Source organism: Mycobacterium sp. GA-0227b, assembly GCF_001499855.1.
Classification (GTDB): domain Bacteria; phylum Actinomycetota; class Actinomycetes; order Mycobacteriales; family Mycobacteriaceae; genus Mycobacterium.
In genome coordinates, this window is record NZ_LQIK01000034.1 from 20,491 (window position 1) to 38,417 (window position 17,927).

Annotated in this window: 18 protein-coding genes; 7 read left to right on the top strand and 11 right to left on the bottom strand. The window is 66.5% G+C overall.

Annotation, left to right across the window (positions count from 1 at the left end):
* Positions 1–15: 15 nt before the first annotated feature.
* From AU185_RS23310 to AU185_RS23320, 3 genes are read left to right on the top strand one after another with little or no spacing between them, the layout of a single operon-like run.
* Positions 16–702, top strand: a complete 687-nt coding sequence (locus AU185_RS23310; RefSeq protein ID WP_059101550.1) for an SRPBCC family protein — start codon at positions 16–18, stop codon at positions 700–702.
* Positions 699–1,574 carry an FAD binding domain-containing protein gene (locus AU185_RS23315; RefSeq protein ID WP_059101551.1) on the top strand — a complete coding sequence of 292 codons (876 nt, stop codon included), beginning with the start codon at positions 699–701 and terminating at the stop codon, positions 1,572–1,574. The genes AU185_RS23310 and AU185_RS23315 overlap by 4 nt, the downstream gene beginning before the upstream one ends.
* A complete protein-coding gene (locus AU185_RS23320) occupies positions 1,567–2,037 on the top strand; it encodes a (2Fe-2S)-binding protein (protein WP_059101552.1) in 471 nt (156 codons plus the stop codon). Before AU185_RS23315 ends, AU185_RS23320 begins: the two co-directional genes overlap by 8 nt.
* A 340-nt stretch (positions 2,038–2,377) precedes the next feature.
* Here AU185_RS23320 and ctaD read toward each other — a convergent pair whose 3' ends face one another.
* The 6 genes from ctaD to AU185_RS23350 form a co-directional block, all read right to left on the bottom strand.
* Positions 2,378–4,063 carry an aa3-type cytochrome oxidase subunit I gene (ctaD, locus tag AU185_RS23325; protein ID WP_502688002.1) on the bottom strand — a complete coding sequence of 562 codons (1,686 nt, stop codon included), beginning with the start codon at positions 4,061–4,063 and terminating at the stop codon, positions 2,378–2,380.
* A 134-nt stretch (positions 4,064–4,197) separates the two neighbouring features.
* Positions 4,198–4,674: a GreA/GreB family elongation factor gene (locus tag AU185_RS23330; RefSeq protein ID WP_059101554.1), complete on the bottom strand. Its 477-nt coding sequence runs from the start codon at positions 4,672–4,674 to the stop codon at positions 4,198–4,200.
* Between the two features lie 132 nt (positions 4,675–4,806).
* Entirely contained in the window at positions 4,807–6,072 is a 1,266-nt protein-coding gene (locus AU185_RS23335; protein WP_059101827.1) for an NAD(P)/FAD-dependent oxidoreductase, read from the bottom strand.
* A gap of 153 nt (positions 6,073–6,225) precedes the next feature.
* Positions 6,226–7,752 carry a PucR family transcriptional regulator gene (locus tag AU185_RS23340; RefSeq protein ID WP_059101555.1) on the bottom strand — a complete coding sequence of 509 codons (1,527 nt, stop codon included), beginning with the start codon at positions 7,750–7,752 and terminating at the stop codon, positions 6,226–6,228.
* Positions 7,753–7,796: 44 nt separating this feature from the next.
* Positions 7,797–8,651 (bottom strand): SDR family oxidoreductase, encoded by an 855-nt coding sequence (locus AU185_RS23345; RefSeq protein WP_502687793.1) that lies wholly within the window; start codon positions 8,649–8,651, stop codon positions 7,797–7,799.
* Between the two features lie 115 nt (positions 8,652–8,766).
* Positions 8,767–9,699 (bottom strand): enoyl-CoA hydratase, encoded by a 933-nt coding sequence (locus AU185_RS23350; protein ID WP_059157014.1) that lies wholly within the window; start codon positions 9,697–9,699, stop codon positions 8,767–8,769.
* A 159-nt stretch (positions 9,700–9,858) separates the two neighbouring features.
* On the opposite strand from AU185_RS23350, the gene AU185_RS23355 reads away from it, so the two are divergent.
* The 4 genes from AU185_RS23355 to AU185_RS23365 all read left to right on the top strand — a co-directional run bounded on the left by AU185_RS23355 (position 9,859) and on the right by AU185_RS23365 (position 12,345).
* Positions 9,859–10,212 carry a hypothetical protein gene (locus tag AU185_RS23355; RefSeq protein WP_059101558.1) on the top strand — a complete coding sequence of 118 codons (354 nt, stop codon included), beginning with the start codon at positions 9,859–9,861 and terminating at the stop codon, positions 10,210–10,212.
* Positions 10,213–10,312: 100 nt separating this feature from the next.
* Positions 10,313–10,669 carry a hypothetical protein gene (locus AU185_RS23360; protein ID WP_059101828.1) on the top strand — a complete coding sequence of 119 codons (357 nt, stop codon included), beginning with the start codon at positions 10,313–10,315 and terminating at the stop codon, positions 10,667–10,669.
* 50 nt (positions 10,670–10,719) lie between these two features.
* Positions 10,720–10,884, top strand: a complete 165-nt coding sequence (locus AU185_RS25255) for a hypothetical protein (RefSeq protein ID WP_156425646.1) — start codon at positions 10,720–10,722, stop codon at positions 10,882–10,884.
* Positions 10,885–12,345: an alpha,alpha-trehalose-phosphate synthase (UDP-forming) gene (locus tag AU185_RS23365; RefSeq protein WP_059101559.1), complete on the top strand. Its 1,461-nt coding sequence runs from the start codon at positions 10,885–10,887 to the stop codon at positions 12,343–12,345.
* On the opposite strand, the gene AU185_RS23370 is transcribed toward AU185_RS23365, so the two are convergent.
* Genes AU185_RS23370 through AU185_RS23390 form a run of 5 tightly spaced genes read right to left on the bottom strand, consistent with a single transcriptional unit; the run spans position 12,332 to position 17,919 of the window.
* The gene (locus tag AU185_RS23370) at positions 12,332–12,820 is read right to left on the bottom strand and encodes a mammalian cell entry protein (protein WP_059101560.1); all 489 of its coding nucleotides are present in this window, start codon (positions 12,818–12,820) and stop codon (positions 12,332–12,334) included. The two genes, AU185_RS23365 and AU185_RS23370, sit on opposite strands and share 14 nt — an antisense overlap.
* Positions 12,820–13,512: an Rv1363c family protein gene (locus tag AU185_RS23375; RefSeq protein ID WP_059101561.1), complete on the bottom strand. Its 693-nt coding sequence runs from the start codon at positions 13,510–13,512 to the stop codon at positions 12,820–12,822. Before AU185_RS23375 ends, AU185_RS23370 begins: the two co-directional genes overlap by 1 nt.
* Positions 13,509–15,320 carry a virulence factor Mce family protein gene (locus tag AU185_RS23380; RefSeq protein ID WP_059101562.1) on the bottom strand — a complete coding sequence of 604 codons (1,812 nt, stop codon included), beginning with the start codon at positions 15,318–15,320 and terminating at the stop codon, positions 13,509–13,511. The genes AU185_RS23375 and AU185_RS23380 overlap by 4 nt, the downstream gene beginning before the upstream one ends.
* Positions 15,320–16,516, bottom strand: a complete 1,197-nt coding sequence (locus AU185_RS23385) for an MCE family protein (RefSeq protein WP_059101563.1) — start codon at positions 16,514–16,516, stop codon at positions 15,320–15,322. Before AU185_RS23385 ends, AU185_RS23380 begins: the two co-directional genes overlap by 1 nt.
* Positions 16,513–17,919 (bottom strand): MCE family protein, encoded by a 1,407-nt coding sequence (locus tag AU185_RS23390; RefSeq protein WP_059101564.1) that lies wholly within the window; start codon positions 17,917–17,919, stop codon positions 16,513–16,515. Before AU185_RS23390 ends, AU185_RS23385 begins: the two co-directional genes overlap by 4 nt.
* Between the last annotated feature and the right edge of the window lie 8 nt (positions 17,920–17,927).

Here is a 17,927-nt window from a genome sequence, read left to right on the forward strand (position 1 = left end):
AAGAATGGATCAAAGATGGAGTTGAACAACGAGTTCCGCGTCGCGGTGCCCGCCGCCAAGACGTGGGAGGTGCTGACCGACGTCGAGCGGGTCGCGCCGTGTCTGCCCGGTGCCACACTGCTGTCCGTGGACGGCGACGACTTCACCGGTGCGGTGAAGGTCAAGGTCGGCCCGATCACGGTGTCCTACAAGGGCGTTGCCTCGTTTCAGGAGAAGGACGCCGCCGCGCAGCGCGTCGTGCTCAAGGCCGAGGGCAAGGAGACGCGCGGTAACGGCAACGCCGCGGCGACCGTCACAGCGCAGTTGAAGGACGAGGGCGACGCGACCAGGGTGGTCATCAACACGGATCTGACGATCTCGGGCAAGGCCGCGCAGTTCGGTCGCGGCGTGCTCGCCGACGTGGCTTCCAACCTGATCGGCCAGTTCGCCAAGTCGCTGGAGGCCAGCGTGGTCGGTGACAAGGTGACCGCGGCACCGACGACGGAGGCGGCCGCGGCCGCTGCGCAACCTGAAGCCGGTGAGTCGATAGACATGCTGAAAGTCGTTGCGGTACCACTGGCCAAGCGTGCGGCCCCGGTGGCGGCGGGTCTCGCAGCGGGATTGGCGGTCGGCCTCCTGCTGGGCCGTCGTCGCAGGAAGGCGCCCGCCGCGGCGGTGGCCGAGGATCTGCAGGCCGCGCTGGCGCGACTGCTGTCGTCATGAAAGCCGCCCCGTTCGCCTACCACCGCCCCGAGTCGGTCAAGGAAGCGGTGGACATGCTCGCGGAATTCGGCGACGACGCGAAACTTCTTGCCGGCGGGCAGAGCCTGGTCCCGATGCTTGCGATGCGACTGACGTTTTTCGAGAACCTCATCGACATCTCGCGAATCGACGAGCTTCGCAGCATCGACCTGGTCGACGGCGCAGTACGCGTCGCTGCCGGCACCCCGCATTCCTTCGTCGGGATGGATGACGAAGTGGCGGAGTCGGTTCCGCTGCTGACCCTCGCGACGCCGCACATCGGTCACTTCCAGATCCGCACCAGGGGGACACTCGGCGGCGCCATCGCCCACGCCGACCCGGCGGCGGAGTATGCGGCCGTCGCGTTGGCGCTCGACGCGCGGATGGACGTCCTCTCCTCGACGGGATCCCGACAGATCGCCGCGAAGGACTTCTTCACCGGGCTGTGGGAGACCTCGTTGCGACCCGACGAGATGCTGACCGCGGTGGACTTCCCGATCTGGAGCGGACGCACGGGCTTCGCGGTGGAGGAATTCGCGCGCCGGCACGGCGACTTCGCAATTGCCGGCGCGGCGGTTGCGGTCGAGCTGGACGACGACGACCGGATAACCCGTTGTGGCATTGGGCTTTTGGGTTTGGGCTCGACACCGCTGCGGGCCAGTGCCGCCGAAGAGGCCGTCGTCGGTCGCCCGGTCGGCGACATCGACGCCGGGGAGTTCGGCAGGCTCGCGGTGAGCGGACTCGACGACATTCCGTCCGACCTGCAGGGGTCTGCAAGCTACCGAGCCAAAGTCGGGGCGACGATGGTCGCCCGTGCCTGGGCTTCAGCCATTACGGAGGCAATCGATGCATGACATGCCGGTCGAAGTGACGGTCAATGGGCGCACGTTCAGCGCGACCGTCGAGCCGCGGCTCACGCTCGCCGACTTCCTGCGCGAGAAGTGCGGCCTGACCGGCACACATCTCGGTTGTGAGCACGGTGCATGCGGGGCCTGCACGGTGCTGCTCAACGGTGACGCGGTGCGTGCGTGCCTGATGTTCGCCGTGCAGGCCGACGGCATGGAGGTCACCACGGTCGAAGGTATCGGCGACCCCGACGGTGAACTGTCGCCGGTGCAGGCCGCGTTGCGGGACTGCCACGGCCTGCAGTGCGGCTTCTGCACGCCGGGCTTCGTCACCTCGATCACCGCGCTGCTACGCGACAACCCCAAGCCGACCGACGAGGAGATCCGCGAAGGGTTGTCGGGCAACTTCTGCCGGTGCACCGGTTACCAGGGGATCGTCAACGCCGTCCATCGTGCGGCCGAGATGACCTAGCACTCGGAAGTGCTCCACCCTCGGTCTCCCACCGTGAAATCGCCTGATGGGTGAGCAGGTGATCATCGTTGTGCCGTAGACCACTTTCACGTAGTCGTGTCAACAGCGCGGTGCCACCGGCAGTTTCGGTGGATGTGGTCATGTCTGCTGCCCTCGTTCGGTCATGTCGCTTGGAGTCCCCAAGCCCGCTCCGTTGAGGGTTTGGGGAACACCTTCCATGGTGCCCGCCTCGGAGGGAACTGGCGTTGCACCATTACGACAACCGCCGAGTCACTTGTTGTCCGCGCGCAACAACGCCCGCGAAGCAGCGATTTGAGCTGCGCGACCCGCCAATGTCTAGCTAGCGGTCGGGTTCGGTGCGCGGGCCGAAGCCCGTCGGCGACTCGCCGGCGGTGGCGTGCCTGCCGATGTGGGACTCGGCGCGCATCCGATCGACCATGTGCGGGTAGTGCAGCTCGAAAGCGGGGCGCTCCGAACGGATCCGGGGCAGCTCGGTGAAGTTGTGCCGCGGCGGCGGACACGAGGTCGCCCACTCCAGCGAGTTGCCGTAACCCCACGGATCGTCGACGGTGACCGGCTCGCCGTACCGCCAGCTCTTGAACACATTCCACGTTAAGGGAAGCACCGAAACGCCGAGGATGAACGCGCCGATCGACGACACGACGTTGAGCGTGGTGAACCCGTCGGTGGGCAGGTAGTCCGCGTAGCGCCGCGGCATACCGTCGTTGCCGAGCCAGTGCTGCACCAGGAACGTGGTGTGGAAACCGATCAACGTCAACCAGAAATGCAGCTTGCCCAGTCGCTCGTCGAGCAGCCGGCCGGTCATCTTCGGGAACCAGAAGTAGATGCCCGCGTAGGTGGCGAACACGATGGTGCCGAACAGCACGTAGTGGAAATGTGCCACGACGAAATAGCTGTCGGTGACGTGGAAGTCCAGCGGCGGGCTGGCCAGCATGACGCCGGTGAGCCCACCGAGCAGGAACGTCACCAGGAATCCGATCGAGAACAGCATCGGTGTCTCGAACGTCAACTGGCCCTTCCACATCGTGCCGATCCAGTTGAAGAACTTGATGCCGGTCGGCACCGCGATCAGATAGGTGGTGAACGCGAAGAAGGGCAGCAGCACCGCGCCGGTGGCGAACATGTGGTGGGCCCACACCACCACCGAGAGCGCGGCGATGCCCAAGGTGGCGTACACCAGCGTGGTGTAGCCGAAGATCGGCTTGCGGCTGAAGACCGGGAAGATCTCGGTGACGATGCCGAAGAACGGCAACGCGACGATGTACACCTCGGGGTGGCCGAAGAACCAGAACAGGTGCTGATACAAGAGCGGCCCGCCGTTGGCCGGGTCGTAGATGTGCGCGCCGAGATGGCGGTCGGCGGCCAGGCCGAACAGCGCCGCGGTCAGAATCGGGAAGGCCATCAGCACCAGAATCGACGTCACCAGGATGTTCCAGGTGAAGATCGGCATCCGGAACATCGTCATGCCGGGTGCGCGCATGCACACCACGGTGGTGATCATGTTGACCCCGCCGAGGATGGTGCCCAGACCGGCGACGGCCAGGCCCAAAATCCACAGGTCCCCGCCGGCGCCGGGTGAGTGGATGGCGTTGCTCAGCGGTGCGTACGCCGTCCAGCCGAAGTCCGCCGCGCCGCCCGGGGTGATGAAGCCGGCGATCGCGATGAGCCCGCCGAACAGGAACAACCAGAACGAGAACGCGTTGAGTCGCGGGAACGCCACGTCGGGCGCGCCGATCTGCAGCGGCAGCACCAGGTTGGCGAACCCGAACACGATCGGCGTCGCGTAGAACAGCAGCATCACCGTGCCGTGCATGGTGAACAGCTGGTTGTACTGCTCGTTGGAGAGGAATTGCAGCCCCGGTACACCCAGCTCGACCCGGATGAACAGCGCCATCAGCCCGCCGATGAAGAAGAAGACGAAGCAGGTGACGACGTACATGATGCCGATCAGCTTGTGATCGGTGGTGGTGACGAGCTTGTAAACCAAGTTGCCCCGCGGGCCCATTCGGGCCGGGAAGGGTCTGCGGACTTCCAGTTGCGGAACCGGGGTGACTTCGGCAGTCACAAGACCCTCCTTCGGCGCGGGGCGTAGGGGTCGTCGTCAATCCATCCTAGTTAGCCGCAGAGCGAGCCGAAAGATTATTCGCGAAGCACCATCTCGCCGCCGTGCAGGCCGTATGGCACCGCGGTGAGCATCGTGACGGACAGATCCGCCCCGCTGGGGAGTTTGAACGTGCGTTGTTCACCCGGGCGGGCGCCGAGGATGGCCGCGCCCAGCGGCGACTGCGCGGAGTAGACCTCCATGTCACCGTGCTCGGCGCTGCGCACACCGAGGAGAAACGTCTCGACCTCGGCCGTGTCGTCGTAGCGAACGGTCACCACCATGCCCGGTTCGGCGATGCCGTCGTCCGGTGGATCCTCGCCGACCACAGCGTTGATGAGCATCTCGTGGATCTGCTGGATGCGCGCCTGGCGGGCGCGTTTGACGGCGGTCGCGTTCTCGTCCGCGTCTTCGTCACCGACTGCGTTTGCGACGAGCTCACGGAGCGTGGCGAGTTCCTCCTGCAGCCGCGTATGGGCGTCCGGTGATATCCAAACACGTTGTGCGATGGTCATTTCTGGTCCTTTCTCGGAAAAGGGGTTGCCGTCAGGGGCGGCCACGGGCGCAGACAGCGCCGCCGCTGACGACTCGCAGCGCCCATGGCGGGCGAGCATGCGACGGGTTTCGTTCGGTCGCCTGGCGCCGGTCTAGGCGACCGCGCGTCGTAACGGATCGAGGGGCCGCAGTGCTTCGGGCTGCTTGCCGGTGGTGATCTGTTCGGCCAGGAGTCGGCCTGTCACCGGGCCGTGCGCGAGCCCCCACATGCCGTGCCCGCCTGCGACGTAGACATTGCGCGACATCTCGCCGACCAGGGGCCGGCCGTCCGGGGTGATCGGGCGCGGACCGACCCAGATGTCGCTGCGCTCGGCCCACCGGACGCCTTGCAGCAGCGGGCTCGCGGACGCGACGATCGCACCCACCCGCTCGGCGGTCACCGGTTCGTGTGGGTCGCGGAACTCCATCGTGCCCGCCACGCGAAGCGCACCGTGGTAGGGCGTGCACGCGACTCGTACATCGGGCAGGTAGATGGGCCCGGGGATCGGACGGTCCACCGGCACGGTGAAGGAGTAGCCGCGACCGGACTCCACCGGGACGCGCAACCGGTGGCCCGTCAGCCGTGACATCCACGCACCGGTGGCGATCACCGCGGTGTCCGCGGTCAGATGCTTGCCGTGGTAGGGCTGCACCACCACTTGATTGCCGGAACTGAACACGCCGCGCACGTCCCGCGTCAGGATGCTCGCCCCGCGCTCCTCGACCGTCCGGCCCAGGGCCTGCACAAACCGTCCAGGATCGACGAACCGCTGACCGTTGATGTTGATACCGGCGGTGATCGCCGGCGATGCCAGCGGCACCTGTTCGCGCAACGCCTCACCGGACAACCCGGTGACGAACAGCTTCTGGCCGGCCCGCTCGAGGGCGCGGAGTTCGCGCATCATGTTCTCGGCGTCCTCGGTGTTGCGGAACACCGCTGTGATCGGGGCGTCGGTCACCGGCGCTTCGACACCGTTGGCGACGAGAACGTCGAACGCTTCGATGCATTCTTCGTTCAGCGGCACACTGGCCTCCACCGCCTGGCGCCACGCCGACGGGCGGCAGTTGGCGGCGAACTGCATCAGGAACAGCCACAACGCACCGTCGATGCTCAGCGGGATGTGCAGCGGGGCGCTGCGGTCACGCAACGAGCGCAACCCGTAGCGCAGCACCTTCGGCGAGTTCAACGGCAGGGTCAGCGCGGGAGCGACCCAGCCGGCGTTGCCCCAGGAGGCGCCGGCGGCCACCCCGCTGCGGTCGACGACGGTGACTTCGACACCGCGCTCCTGCAGGAACCATGCCGTCGACAACCCGACGATGCCGGCGCCGACCACGATCGCAGACCGCGGCCCACCGTCCATCCGCTCGCCGCTGACCATCTCGATACCCTCCGTCGCCGAAACACCGCGTTGTCCACCCATGGTGCCGCCGGTCGCGTCACCGTGAATTGCCGCGCCAGGACAATCCGCGGCGCTGCCGTTGTGGTGATCCGACAACGGCCAGACCTGGCCGGACGAAGCGGCGAAGCCGTTTCAATCGGTGTCGATGGCCGCGAGTTCGATCATGATGGCCAGCCGCTTGCGGGCGTCGTCCAGCGGGAGTTCGGTGATCTCACCCATCTTGCGCAGCCGGTACCGCACGGTGTTCTCGTGCACGCCCAGGCGGACGCCCGCCTGAACGGGGTCGCCCAGCGCCTCCAACCATGCCCTCAGCGTCGAGACGTACTCCGTGGCGTGGTCGTGATCGTGACGGCGAAGTTCGGCGACCGGTCCACGGTCCGGGGTACGACCGGACCGAGCCGCGGTGCGGAGACGCTGCAGCAGGATCTCGTCCCACGACTCGTCGTAGGCGGGGGGCACCGCGTTCGACGGCCTGATCTCGTGCAGCGCCAGGCACTCGTCAGCCTCCTCACGCGCGGCTGGCAGGTCGGTGGTGCCGGCGGCCTTGCTGATGCCGGCCAACACGGTGACCCGGTCGGGCAGGGCCGCCCGCAACCCGGTGACCCATTTGCGAGCGGGGTCAGCCTGCTCGCCCGGCAGCACGGTGTAAATCGTGTTGCCCGCCAGCGCGCTGCGCCCGGGGCGCGACCAACCGAAGCCGGCGGTCGCCCTTTCGAACGCCAGCAGCAGCGCGGCGTCGTGTTCCGTGCCGATGAAGGCCCGCACGGCGATGACCCGCATCGGTCCCTGCGAGAGGCCGAGTCTGCTGGCGGATGCCGCGGCGGCCGCACTTCCATCGAGGAGTCGGAGCACCAACTCGGATTCCACCTGGCGCTCCAGATCTGCACTGGCGCGGGACCGCAGCAAATGCAGAGCCACCGTGCGGGCGCCGTCGGCCAGCGCCGTGCGTTCGGGTTCGGCCAACGGCTCGGAGCACGAAACCCACACCGACCCCATCAACTCCCGCCCGGACCGCACGGCGACCACCATGCGGCCGGACAAGCCGTGTCCGGTGTCGGGTCCGACGAACAGCGGCTCGTCGGAGTTCAGCAGATGGGCGAATATGCCTTGGGCATGGAAGAATTCGCGCAGGGACTCCGGCGCCTGCCTGCTCATGACGGTCGCCACCCGCGCCGCGTCGGCGTTCTCCTGCATCGTCGAGTACGCGAGCACGCGCGACAACGGGTCTTCGATGGTGACTCCGCCGCCCGTCGCTTCGGCCAGGCTGTCGGCGAGCGCGAACAGATCCGTTGGCCCCCGCCCGGATTCGGTTTCGCGTCCCTCGAGCACCAGCCCGTAGACGACGGCGGCGAGCTCGCTCCAGGACACCGTCTGGTCGACGACCATCACCGCGACACCCTCGACCATGCCCGCGAACGTCGTGTCGTCGTCGCCGTCGCGAAGAAGTACCACCACCGCACGCGCCGAAACCGCCCACCGCAACGCCTCGTTGACGGTTCGCGCCCCGATCGCCATCAGCACGTCACCGGTGACCGTGCGGCCGCCGGCCATTTCGTGCATCACCACGCTGCCCAGCTCTCTGGAACGCGGGATCGGGCAGAAGCGTAGGCGCACGCCGTAACTGCCCAGCACGTTGACGAGCCGGTCCAAGGTGACCACGCGCCCGACGTTACCGGGCCGGCTGGACAGCCCGGGAGGATCGGCTAGGTGGAGACGACTCCCCGCAAGCCGTCCGCGCCGAAGAGCGGTTCGAGCATCGACGAGTAGTCCGGGCCGCGGCGCACGAGTTGTCCGCCGTCGACGTTGATGACCTGGCCGGTGATGAAACTGGAGGCATCGCTGAGAAGGAAGAGCGACGCGTTCGCGATGTCGGTGACCTCGCCGGGCCGGGGCAGCGGCGTGCATGCGGCGTAATCACCGCTCAGTTCCGGCGATTCGAGTACGGGCGCGACGAGTTCGGTGCGGATCAGACCGGGCCGGATGCAGTTGACCCGCACCCAGGAGGCACCGAGTTCGTCGGCGGCCAACTGCATCATGTGGTCGATGCCGGCCTTGGACACCCCGTAGGCGCCGAACCAGCGGTGGGTGTTGCTCGCCGCGATCGACGAGATGCCGATGAACGAGCCGCCGCCTCCGCGCACCATCTCCCGCGCCGAATGTTTGAGCACGTACATGGTGCCGTTGATGTTGAGGTCGACGGTGCGGCGCCACAGCTCCGAGTCGATCTGCGTGATCGGACCGATCGTCTCGCTGCCACCGGCGCAGTGCACGACGCCGTACAGCCGACCCTTCCATGCCGTGGTGGCCTCCACGACGCGGGCCACCTCGTCTTCGTTGGTCACGTCGGCCGGTTCGTAGAGCACCGAGCCCGAACCGCCCTCAGCGGAGATCTCGTCGGCCGCGGTGGAGAGCTTGTCGGCGTTGCGCCCGACGAGCATCGCGTTTCCGCCGGCTGCCACCACCGCCGCCGCCACACCCTTGCCGATGCCGCTGCCCCCACCTGTGACCAGTACCGTCCGACCCGCCAACGACAACTCCACCGAAGACCCTTTCGCCATCTGATTTCTTCTAACGACTTCTCATCCGATCACAATGTCGGTATGAGAGCGTCGCGGTGGATATATAGCCGCGACAGCGCCCTCAGCCCGACATTGCGTCAGCAATACCCCGCGGTCACGGTTCGTCACGGCGGGCAGGCTTGGGCGCCCCGAGCGTGCGCCAGTCCGGCACGTTCGGCGGAAGCCCGACGGGATAACGGTTCTCGTTGTGCGCCGCCCAGTGCGCGTGGCCGAGTTCGTGGATGTGGAAAGCGTGGCGCAACGCCTCGGTGAAACCCATCGCGTCGGCCGCGGCGTTCACCGAGTCCTTGATCAGCAGCGCCGCCATCGTCGGGCGCTCGGCGATGCGCCGGGCGAACTCGAGCGTCTTGTCCTCCAGTTGGTCGCGCGGAAAAACCTTCGAAACCATACCGAGCCGGTGCGCCTCGTCGGCATCGATCGAATCACCGGTCAGCAGAAGCTCTTTCGCTTTGCGGGCACCGAATTCCCATGGGTGCGCGTAATACTCCACGCCCGGCATGCCCATCCTGACGCCGACCACGTCGCTGAATTTCGCGTCGTCGGCGGCGACGATCAGGTCGCAGGCCCAGATCAACATCAGGCCGGCCGAGATCGCGTTGCCCTGCACCTGCGCGATGGTGATCTTGCGCAGATCCCGCCAGCGACGGGTGTTCTCGAAGAAGAAGTGCCACTCCTGCAGATATGTGCGCTCGGCGATCGCGGGCACGGTCGCACCGTGCGACTGGAAAGTCGGATGCTGCGCCGGACCGGGCTTGCGTTCCAGCATCGCTTCTTCGGACCCGAGATCGTGGCCGGCCGAGAAGTTCTTGCCACGCGCGGCCAGGATCACCACTCGCACCCGGTCGTCGGCCTCGGCGCGGACGAACGCCTCGTCCAACTGCACAAGCAGCGTGCGCGACTGGGCGTTCTGCGCCTGCGGGCGGTTGAGCCAGATGCGGGCGATCTGGCCGTCGTCCAGCGTTTCGTACGCCACCTGTTGAGCGGCATCGCCTCCGGCGTCGGCGCTCGTCAGATCAGGGCTCGCCATCGCGGACCACCTCGCTTGCGTTGTTCGGCTTACTGCACATTACGGTGCCGCCCACCCCAGCCCTGCACCCCTTCCGGTTCGAGCCCCGCGGCGGTCGATGGCGACCCACCGACGCGCCAATCGAGCGCGGATACCGAGGCAGGCTCCTAGAATCGCGCAATGGCGAATTCCTCGTTCCCACTTCGACGCCTTGTCCTCGCCGGCGCATTCCTCGCAGCCCTCGCGGCCGCGCCCGCGGTCGGCCTGTCTGTCGCGCCCGGACCGGACGCCGCGCTGGCGCAGGGCTGCCAATCGGGCGAGGAAGCGGACCAGTTCACGACGACGTGTGTGCCGTACCTCGTGCCGACTTCGCCGCCGTTGTTCCAGACCACAGCGGCCAATCCGGACGTTCCGGAGATCGACGGCATCCCCTGCATCGGGCACAATGCCGGGGCCTGCATGGGGTTGGCCGAGGACGAGGCAGCGATGGGCCCCCCGGCGCAACCCCGATCCACCATCAGCTCCAGCCCGTAGCCACCGCTGCCCACGAACTCTGTGAAGCTGTGCAGAAAGCTGCCGGCTTCCATAGACTTCATGCCGACGACACGGTTTGACAACTACAGGAAGCGTGACGATGGCGACCTTGAAGTTCCCCGCACAACGACTGATGCTTGCCGGTGGCTTTGCGGTTGCGATCGCCGCTGCGCCAGTGCTCGCCGCCTTCGTAGCCCCCGTCCCGAACGTGGCGCCCGCGGCGCAGAGCTGCTCCGGTGGCGAAGAGCCCGACCCGTTCACCGGTGTCTGCGTGCCCCACACGGTGCCGAACGCCGGCTCGACGTTCTCCACTCCGGCCGGTAACCCGGACGTGCCGGAGGTGCTGGGCGTACCGTGCATCGGCCACAACCAGGGTGGCTGCATCGGCCTCGCCGAGGAGGCCCAGGCCGAGCAGGTGACTCCGCCGCCGGCGCCGGTCTTCAGCCACAGCCCCTAGTCAGCGGGTTGCCGGACCGCAGCGAGGGCTCCTTCGCCTAGAGTTGTCGTATGCCTGCCAAATCAGATTCCGCCGAACTCGGCGACGTCGAACCGCTCGCCGACAGCACTGCCCGCCAGGCGCGGCGCGTTGTCGCCGCATACGCGACGGACGCCGACGAATGCCGGGTCTTCCTCTCGATGCTCGGCATTGGACCGTCGAAGCTCGAGGCGTAAGTGACGCCGGGAGGCGGTCCGAGGGCCGGCTCCGGGAACGCCGACTTCGTGGTGGTGGCCAACCGGCTGCCCATCGACATGGAGCGGTTGCCTGACGGCAGCACCACCTGGAAAAGAAGCCCCGGCGGGCTGGTGACAGCCCTGGAGCCGTTGCTCCGCCGTCGGCAGGGGGCGTGGATCGGCTGGCCCGGCATACCCGATGCCGATGACGCGCCGATCGAGCAGGACGACATGACCCTGTGCCCGGTCAACTTGTCCGCCGACGACGTCGCCGAGTACTACGAGGGCTTCTCCAACGCGACACTGTGGCCGCTGTACCACGACGTGATCGTCAAGCCGATCTACCACCGCGAGTGGTGGGACACCTACGTCGAGGTGAACCGGCGCTTCGCCGAAGCGACCGCGAAGAACGCCGCACAGGGCGCGACAGTCTGGGTGCAGGACTACCAACTGCAGTTGGTGCCCAACATGTTGCGCACGCTGCGGCCGGACCTGACCATCGGCTTCTTCCTGCACATCCCGTTCCCGCCGGTCGAATTGTTCATGCAGATGCCGTGGCGGACCGAGATCGTCGAGGGCCTGCTCGGCGCGGACCTCGTCGGCTTCCACCTGCCGGGCGGAGCGCAGAACTTCCTCATTCTGGCGCGACGGCTGGTGGGCGCCAACACTTCCCGTGCGACGATCGGTGTCCGGTCGCGGTTCGGTGAGATCGATGTCGGCTCGCGCACGGTGAAGGTCGGCGCCTTCCCGATCTCGATCGACTCGACGGCCCTCGACCAGCAGGCGCGCTCGCGGTCGATCCGCCAGCGAGCCTTGGAGATTCGCCACGAGCTGGGCGATCCCCGCAAGATCTTGCTGGGTGTCGACCGGCTGGACTACACCAAAGGCATCGACGTACGGCTCCGGGCGTTCTCCGAACTGCTCGCAGAGGGCAGGGCCGACCGCGAGGACACCGTGTTCGTGCAACTCGCGACACCGAGCCGGGAGCGGGTCGAGAGCTACATCGAGATGCGGCAGGACATCGAACGCCAGGTCGGCCACATCAACGGCGAGTACGGCGAGGTCGGGCATCCGATCGTGCACTACCTGCACCGCCCGGTGCCGCGCGACGAGTTGATCGCGTTCTTCGTGGCGGCCGACGTCATGCTGGTGACGCCGCTACGTGACGGGATGAACCTGGTCGCCAAGGAGTACGTGGCATGCCGCAGCGATCTGGGCGGCGCGCTGGTGCTCAGCGAGTTCACCGGCGCCGCAGCCGAATTGCGTCAGGCTTACCTGGCCAACCCGCATCACCTGGAGGGCGTCAAGGACGCCATCGAGGCGGCGCTGAACCAGTCACCCGAGGAGGGTAGGCGCCGGATGCGGGCGCTGCGCAGGCAGGTGCTTGCCCACGACGTCGACCGGTGGGCGCGGGCGTTCCTGGATGCGCTGGCCTCGACCGAAGAAGCTAAATCGGAGTGATGTAGTTGATCAGCCAATGGCCGTCGATGCGCTTGTATTCCACGCGCAATCGCGCGCCGTCATAGATCGGCTGATCGCGGTTTGACTTCTCCGACACCGTCCGATTGATGTAGACCATCACGGCTGCCGAGTTGCGCTGCGCGTCCATTACTCCCACGCCGACCACGTTGGCTTGGCTCACCACTTCCCGCTCCCGAGCCTGCGGGATGATGTCGGAAAACGCCCTGTCCTCGAACTCTCTGCGGTATTCCGGCGTCAGCAGGTTGTAGGCCTCGGTGAGGTTGCGCTCGACGGTTTTGTAGTCGTAGGTGAACACGGTCGGGATCTGCTTCTGCGCAAGCGGTCCCAGCAGGTCGCGGGCGGCTTGCTCGCCACGCGTCTCCACTCGCTGCCAGTACAGCGCACCGCCCACCGCGGCCAGGCTCACGAACGCCGCAGCCACCAGGCCCGCAACCAACCTCACAATCCAGCGCATCAGTTGCCGCCGTTGGGATAGTTGAGGTCATAGGCGGTCATTCGACCGTCCTCATCCTCGTGGACGATTATCCGCAACCGGTAGGGTTTCGACGGTCTGTTGTTCCCGTGCATGTCGCTTGCCGTGACCCGCGCCGACACCAACACCGATGCGTTATTGCTGATGTTGTCGATGCTCTCGAGCGCGGCGCCGTTGATCACGGCCTCCGAACTGCCACCGGTCTCCCGGAAAATGGCCTTGAGATTCTCGACATTGTTGCCCTGGCTGAACATGTCGCGCAACGGCCCACTGGTGCCGTTGTAGAAGCGGTCGACGCTCTCGTCGATGGTGTCCTGCTTGAAACTGAACATGTTCACCACGGTCTGCGTCGCGGTGTCGACGAACTCTTGGTTGCGCGCTTGCACCGCTTCTGCGTTGTTCCGCTGGACGATCAACACCGCCACCGCACCCCCGAGTGCGCTCATCGCGACGAACCCGAACATCAGGACAAGCGTCACGACCAGCCGACGGTGCGCCGGTCGGCGGGGCGGTGGCGCGACCGCAGGCGTCTTGCGGGCGGGTGTCGTGCCGGCCGTAGCCGGTGTCCCGACGCGCACCGCGGTGGCGTCGGCGGCCTTGCCGCTGGCCGGTCCGGCGGGCCGGGATGCGCGGCGGCGAACCGCCTGACGCGGGCGGGTGGAAGTCGATGTCATGTCTGCCTCGGATAAAGCATGAGATCTAGCCAATTCTCCTGCGGCTGGATGTTAGCGGCACCAGCCGCGTATACGCCGGTACCGCCGGCCGGGTCGATGAACACACCGCTGTTCTGGTCGTACGTACCGTAGACGGTGCTGTTCGCTTGCGCTGCGAGTGGCTGACCCCCCGGCGCAAGTGAGGCGGGCGCCGAGGCCTGCGGCTGGGGGGCCCCAGGTGGCGGCGGCGCTGCAGGAGCCGGGCCGGGCGGTGGCGGGGGCCCGTAGGGCCCGGCGAACACGGGCGGCGGGTTGGTCGCCCACCCCGGCGGGACCGCCGGCGGCGGCCATGCCTCCGGATACGGCGCCGGCGGTATCCAGGCCGTCAACGGTGGCGGCGGTGGCCCTTGGTTCGGCGGGGGAATATACGGCCAAGGCTGATGCGGCGCTGGGCCCGGGCCGGTCTGCACCCCCGGGGGAACCAGACCTGGCGCGACGGGATAGCCCGGGTCTGGGTCATTCTCGGGTGGAATGTATGGGAACTTGTTGGGGGGCAGGATATTTCGCCCGTCCTCAGGCGTGTCGTCCTCCATGACGTCCATCGGCGTGCCGATCGGCACCGGCGGACCGCGCCATGGACTGTTTCCGATCGGGACGTAGCCGCGCGGGTCGCGGCACAACTGGATTGTGGGCGCGCGCTTTCCGGGGAACTCCTGGCACGGGTAATTCCTCGCGCCACGCACCACCATCGGATCGTTCTGCGCAACTTTGCAATACATGTCCGTCGGCAGTTCACGCAAAGTCGTGTCGCCAGGTGTGCGAATCTCCGACGGCGGCAAGAACCCCGTGTTGCAGGGTGGCGGGTCGTTGATCGAGATCTTGAAGTCCTGCTTGCCACCTTCGTCAACGGGAAGCTGGCCGCCGATTGTCAACAGCGCCGCTTGCAGGGCGGGGAAGATCACGAGCGCCTGTTCGATCGACTTGTGATAGATCACGCCGACGCGGCCGAAGTTGGCCAGATTGGCCGCGAGCACCGGGAACGACGGACGGATGCCCGAGAAAGTCTCGCTGGCTTCGGCTGCCGCCCCTGGCGCGGTCGCGAGCAACGAACGCAGCTGCGGGTCGGCACCGGCCACTTCGCTGGTGAAGCGTGCAAGTCCGTCGGCCAACGACCGGATGTCATCGCCGCTGCGAACCTGCGCTTCCAAGAGCGGCCCGGCCTGATCGATCAGAGCCGAGGTCTGCGGCCAGCTTGCATTGGCCTCGTCTATCAGCCTCCGTGCCGACTCGATCAGCCGCGCCAGTTCGGGCCCGGAGCCGTTGAACGCCTTGAACGTCTCGCTCAACAGGTCCTGAAGCCGGGTGTTGTCGAGGCTGCTCACCAATTGGTCTGCCTCACGCAACAACTCGGTGACTTCCTGTGGTATCGCCGTGCGCTCCTTCGGAATGGTTGCGCCATCCCCCAGCACCGCCGAGGAGGGATCATCGGGCGGAACGAAATCTACGTATTGTTCGCCGACCGCGGACACGCTCTTGACGGTGGCCGTGGAGTTCGCCGGGATTTTGATATCGCTGTTGAGCCGCATGTGCGCGGCAACGCCGTCGGCGGTCAGCTCCACGCCCTCGACGCGTCCGGCTTGCACGCCGCGGAAGGTGACATTGGCGTTTTCGTACAATCCGCCGCCGGCGACGAAATTCGCCGACACCTGATACGTACCCAGGCCGAGCCGGGCGGGAATACGTACGTACAACAGGGCTATCGCGCCGACCGCAAGCACGGTCACGATGACGAAGACCCACAGCTGGATTTGCGTAGTTCGAGTGAACATTACTCGGGCGGCACCTCCTGACCCGACGCAGTGCCGGGCGGGATCTTGAACGGGTCCGCGGCCTGCCCGGACAGGTTCGCCATCTGCCCGGTCAGAAACTCCGGCGGGTTGACGACTTCAGAGAGTCGCTTCATGTTCGGGTCGAAAAACGATGTGGTGAAGATAGTTTCGCCGAGCCGGCGGATGGTCAGGTCGAATGTTTCGAAGATGTTGAAGTAATCGCCCCTGGCCACTCGATGCAGGTTCTTGCCCGGGAAGGGGAAGGTCGCCAAGCTGTCAAGGCTGGTCACAAGATCTGCGCGATTGTCGTTGAGCGGCTTGATCACCGCGTACACATCGATGATGTCCTCGGCGAAATCATCCTTGGTTTCGGAAAGGATGCGCGCCGACACAGTGGCCAGGCGCCTCAGCGCGGCGAAAGCGTCGACAATATGGGCACGGTTCTCGTTGAGTACTTTGAGCGCCCCGGGAAGAGTGTCCAGCGCGCGGCCCAAACTGTCCTTACTACGCGCGAGAACTCCCGCGAATCGGTTCAGGCCCTCGGCTGTCGCGATGATGTCTTCGGTCTGCCGATTCAGTGAGGAGGCGAGTTCGGCGAGTCGCGGTATCAGGTCGGCGAACTGGCCCTGGCGGCCGGCCACCGCGTTGTACACCTCTTGCGTGATGTCTTGCAGCGCCCCGAGGTTGCCCTTGTTGACAACCACGCCCAACGCCGACAGCACTTCCTCGGTAGACGGATAGCGGCTGCCCTGGCTCAGCGGGAGCTGAAGCCCGTCGCGCAGCTCACCGACCGGCGGTTCGTCGACCGGAGGTGCCAGCTCGATGTGCTGCGACCCCAGCAGCGATGTCTGCGCGACCTTCGCCGTCGAGTTGGCCGGCAATTTGACGTCTTCGTCCAGGGCGAGTTTCACCGCGGCGTAGAAGCTGCCGTCGGCCCGCTGAACCGCCTCGATTCCCGACACGCTGCCGACTGTGACGTTGTCAATCATCACGGGCGAGTTTTGTGGGAGCGTGGCCACGTCGGGCACCTCCACGGTGATCGAGAATGCGCCTTTGCCGTGGCCTGCGGTGCCCGGCATGTTCAGCGAGTTCAACCCGCCGAACTGACAGCCGGCCAGCAGTACCACGCCGGAACCGATGGCCAGGGTTCGGCGAGTCGCGCGACCCGCATTGATTCGCACTAGCTTGCGTGTCATTGTCCGCCTCCATGCGGGACGGCGGCCTCGGCCGGAAGTGGACCGGGTGCAGCTGGCGCAGGCGGTACACCCGGAATCGGACCAGGAGGGGGACCTGGCGGCGGTACCACTGGGCCGAGCGTGTACGGCTGCGCCGGTGGCGGGGGCCCCGGAACCGCAGGTTGAGGCAGCAGCAACGCGCTGGGATCTCCCGGATCGCCCTGCCGTGGCGGGAATCGCCCATCGGCCGGTATCCACTCCAAATACGGGATGTAGGTCTTCGCCTTGGCCTCCGTCGCCGGGGTGTCATAGATGACCTGACCCTTGTACGCGGTGATCGTGTTGATCCCGTGCGACATGAAGGGCGGGTAGTTGACCGCCAGGCGCTTCAGCACCGGGGCCATCCGCTGGCGACAGATCTCGGTTCGCTTGTCGTAGTCGGGCGTTCCAGCGGCGTCGAAATTACCGCAGACGAATTGCACTGGGTTGGCGAACTCCGGCAGGCCCAGAACGCCGTTAGCGGTGCCCTGAGCCGGGTTGTAGATGTTGTAGAAGTTCGCCATGGCGTTGGGCAGGACATGCAGGATCTGCTCGACGTCATCGGTCTGCGTTGTCAGGATGCTGGTGAAGTCGGTCAGCCTGTCGATGCTGCCTACCAGCGTCCGGTTGTTCTCGTCGAGGAAGCCGCGGACGTCCGACAACGCCTGGTTGAGGCTGCCCAGGGTGTCGTTGAGGCCCACCGAGCTGTCGGCCAACACCTGCGATACCGAGGCCAAGTGTCCACTGAATTGCACGATTTGCTCGTTGCTCTTCGAGAGCGCGTCGACCAGGATCTGCAGATTCTTCACGGTGCCGAACAGGTCGGCACTCGAGTCGCCCAGCCGCCCTGCGGTCTGCGACAGTTCGCGCAGGGCTTCCCGGAATGAGTCGCCGTTGCCGTCGAGCGTGTCGGCGGCCTGATCGACGAACTTGCTCAGTGGGCCCTGGACTTGGCCTTCCGACGGTCCGAGCTGCTGGCTGAGCCTGGTCAGCTCGGTCTTGACGTCGTCCCACTCCACCGGCACGGCGGTGCGGTCGAGTTCGATGGTGCCGCCGTCCTTCATCGCCGGGCCGCCTTCGTAAGCGGGGGTGAGCTGGATGAACCGGGCAGCCACCAGGTTCGGCGCCATCATCACCGCGCGGGCGTCGGCGGGTACCTTTACGCCGTCCTTGACATTCATGGTGATCTTGACGGCATCGGCCTGCGGTGTGATCGATTCGATCGAGCCAACCGGAACGCCCACGACGCGGACTTCGTCGCCTGGATACACGCCCGCCGCCGAGGCGAAGTAGCCGACGATCCTGTACGTGGTGGCTCGTGGCCATACCACGGACACACCACCGATAAGCGCCAGCAGCAGTGCGGCGATTAGTCCATAACGCATCCAGCGGC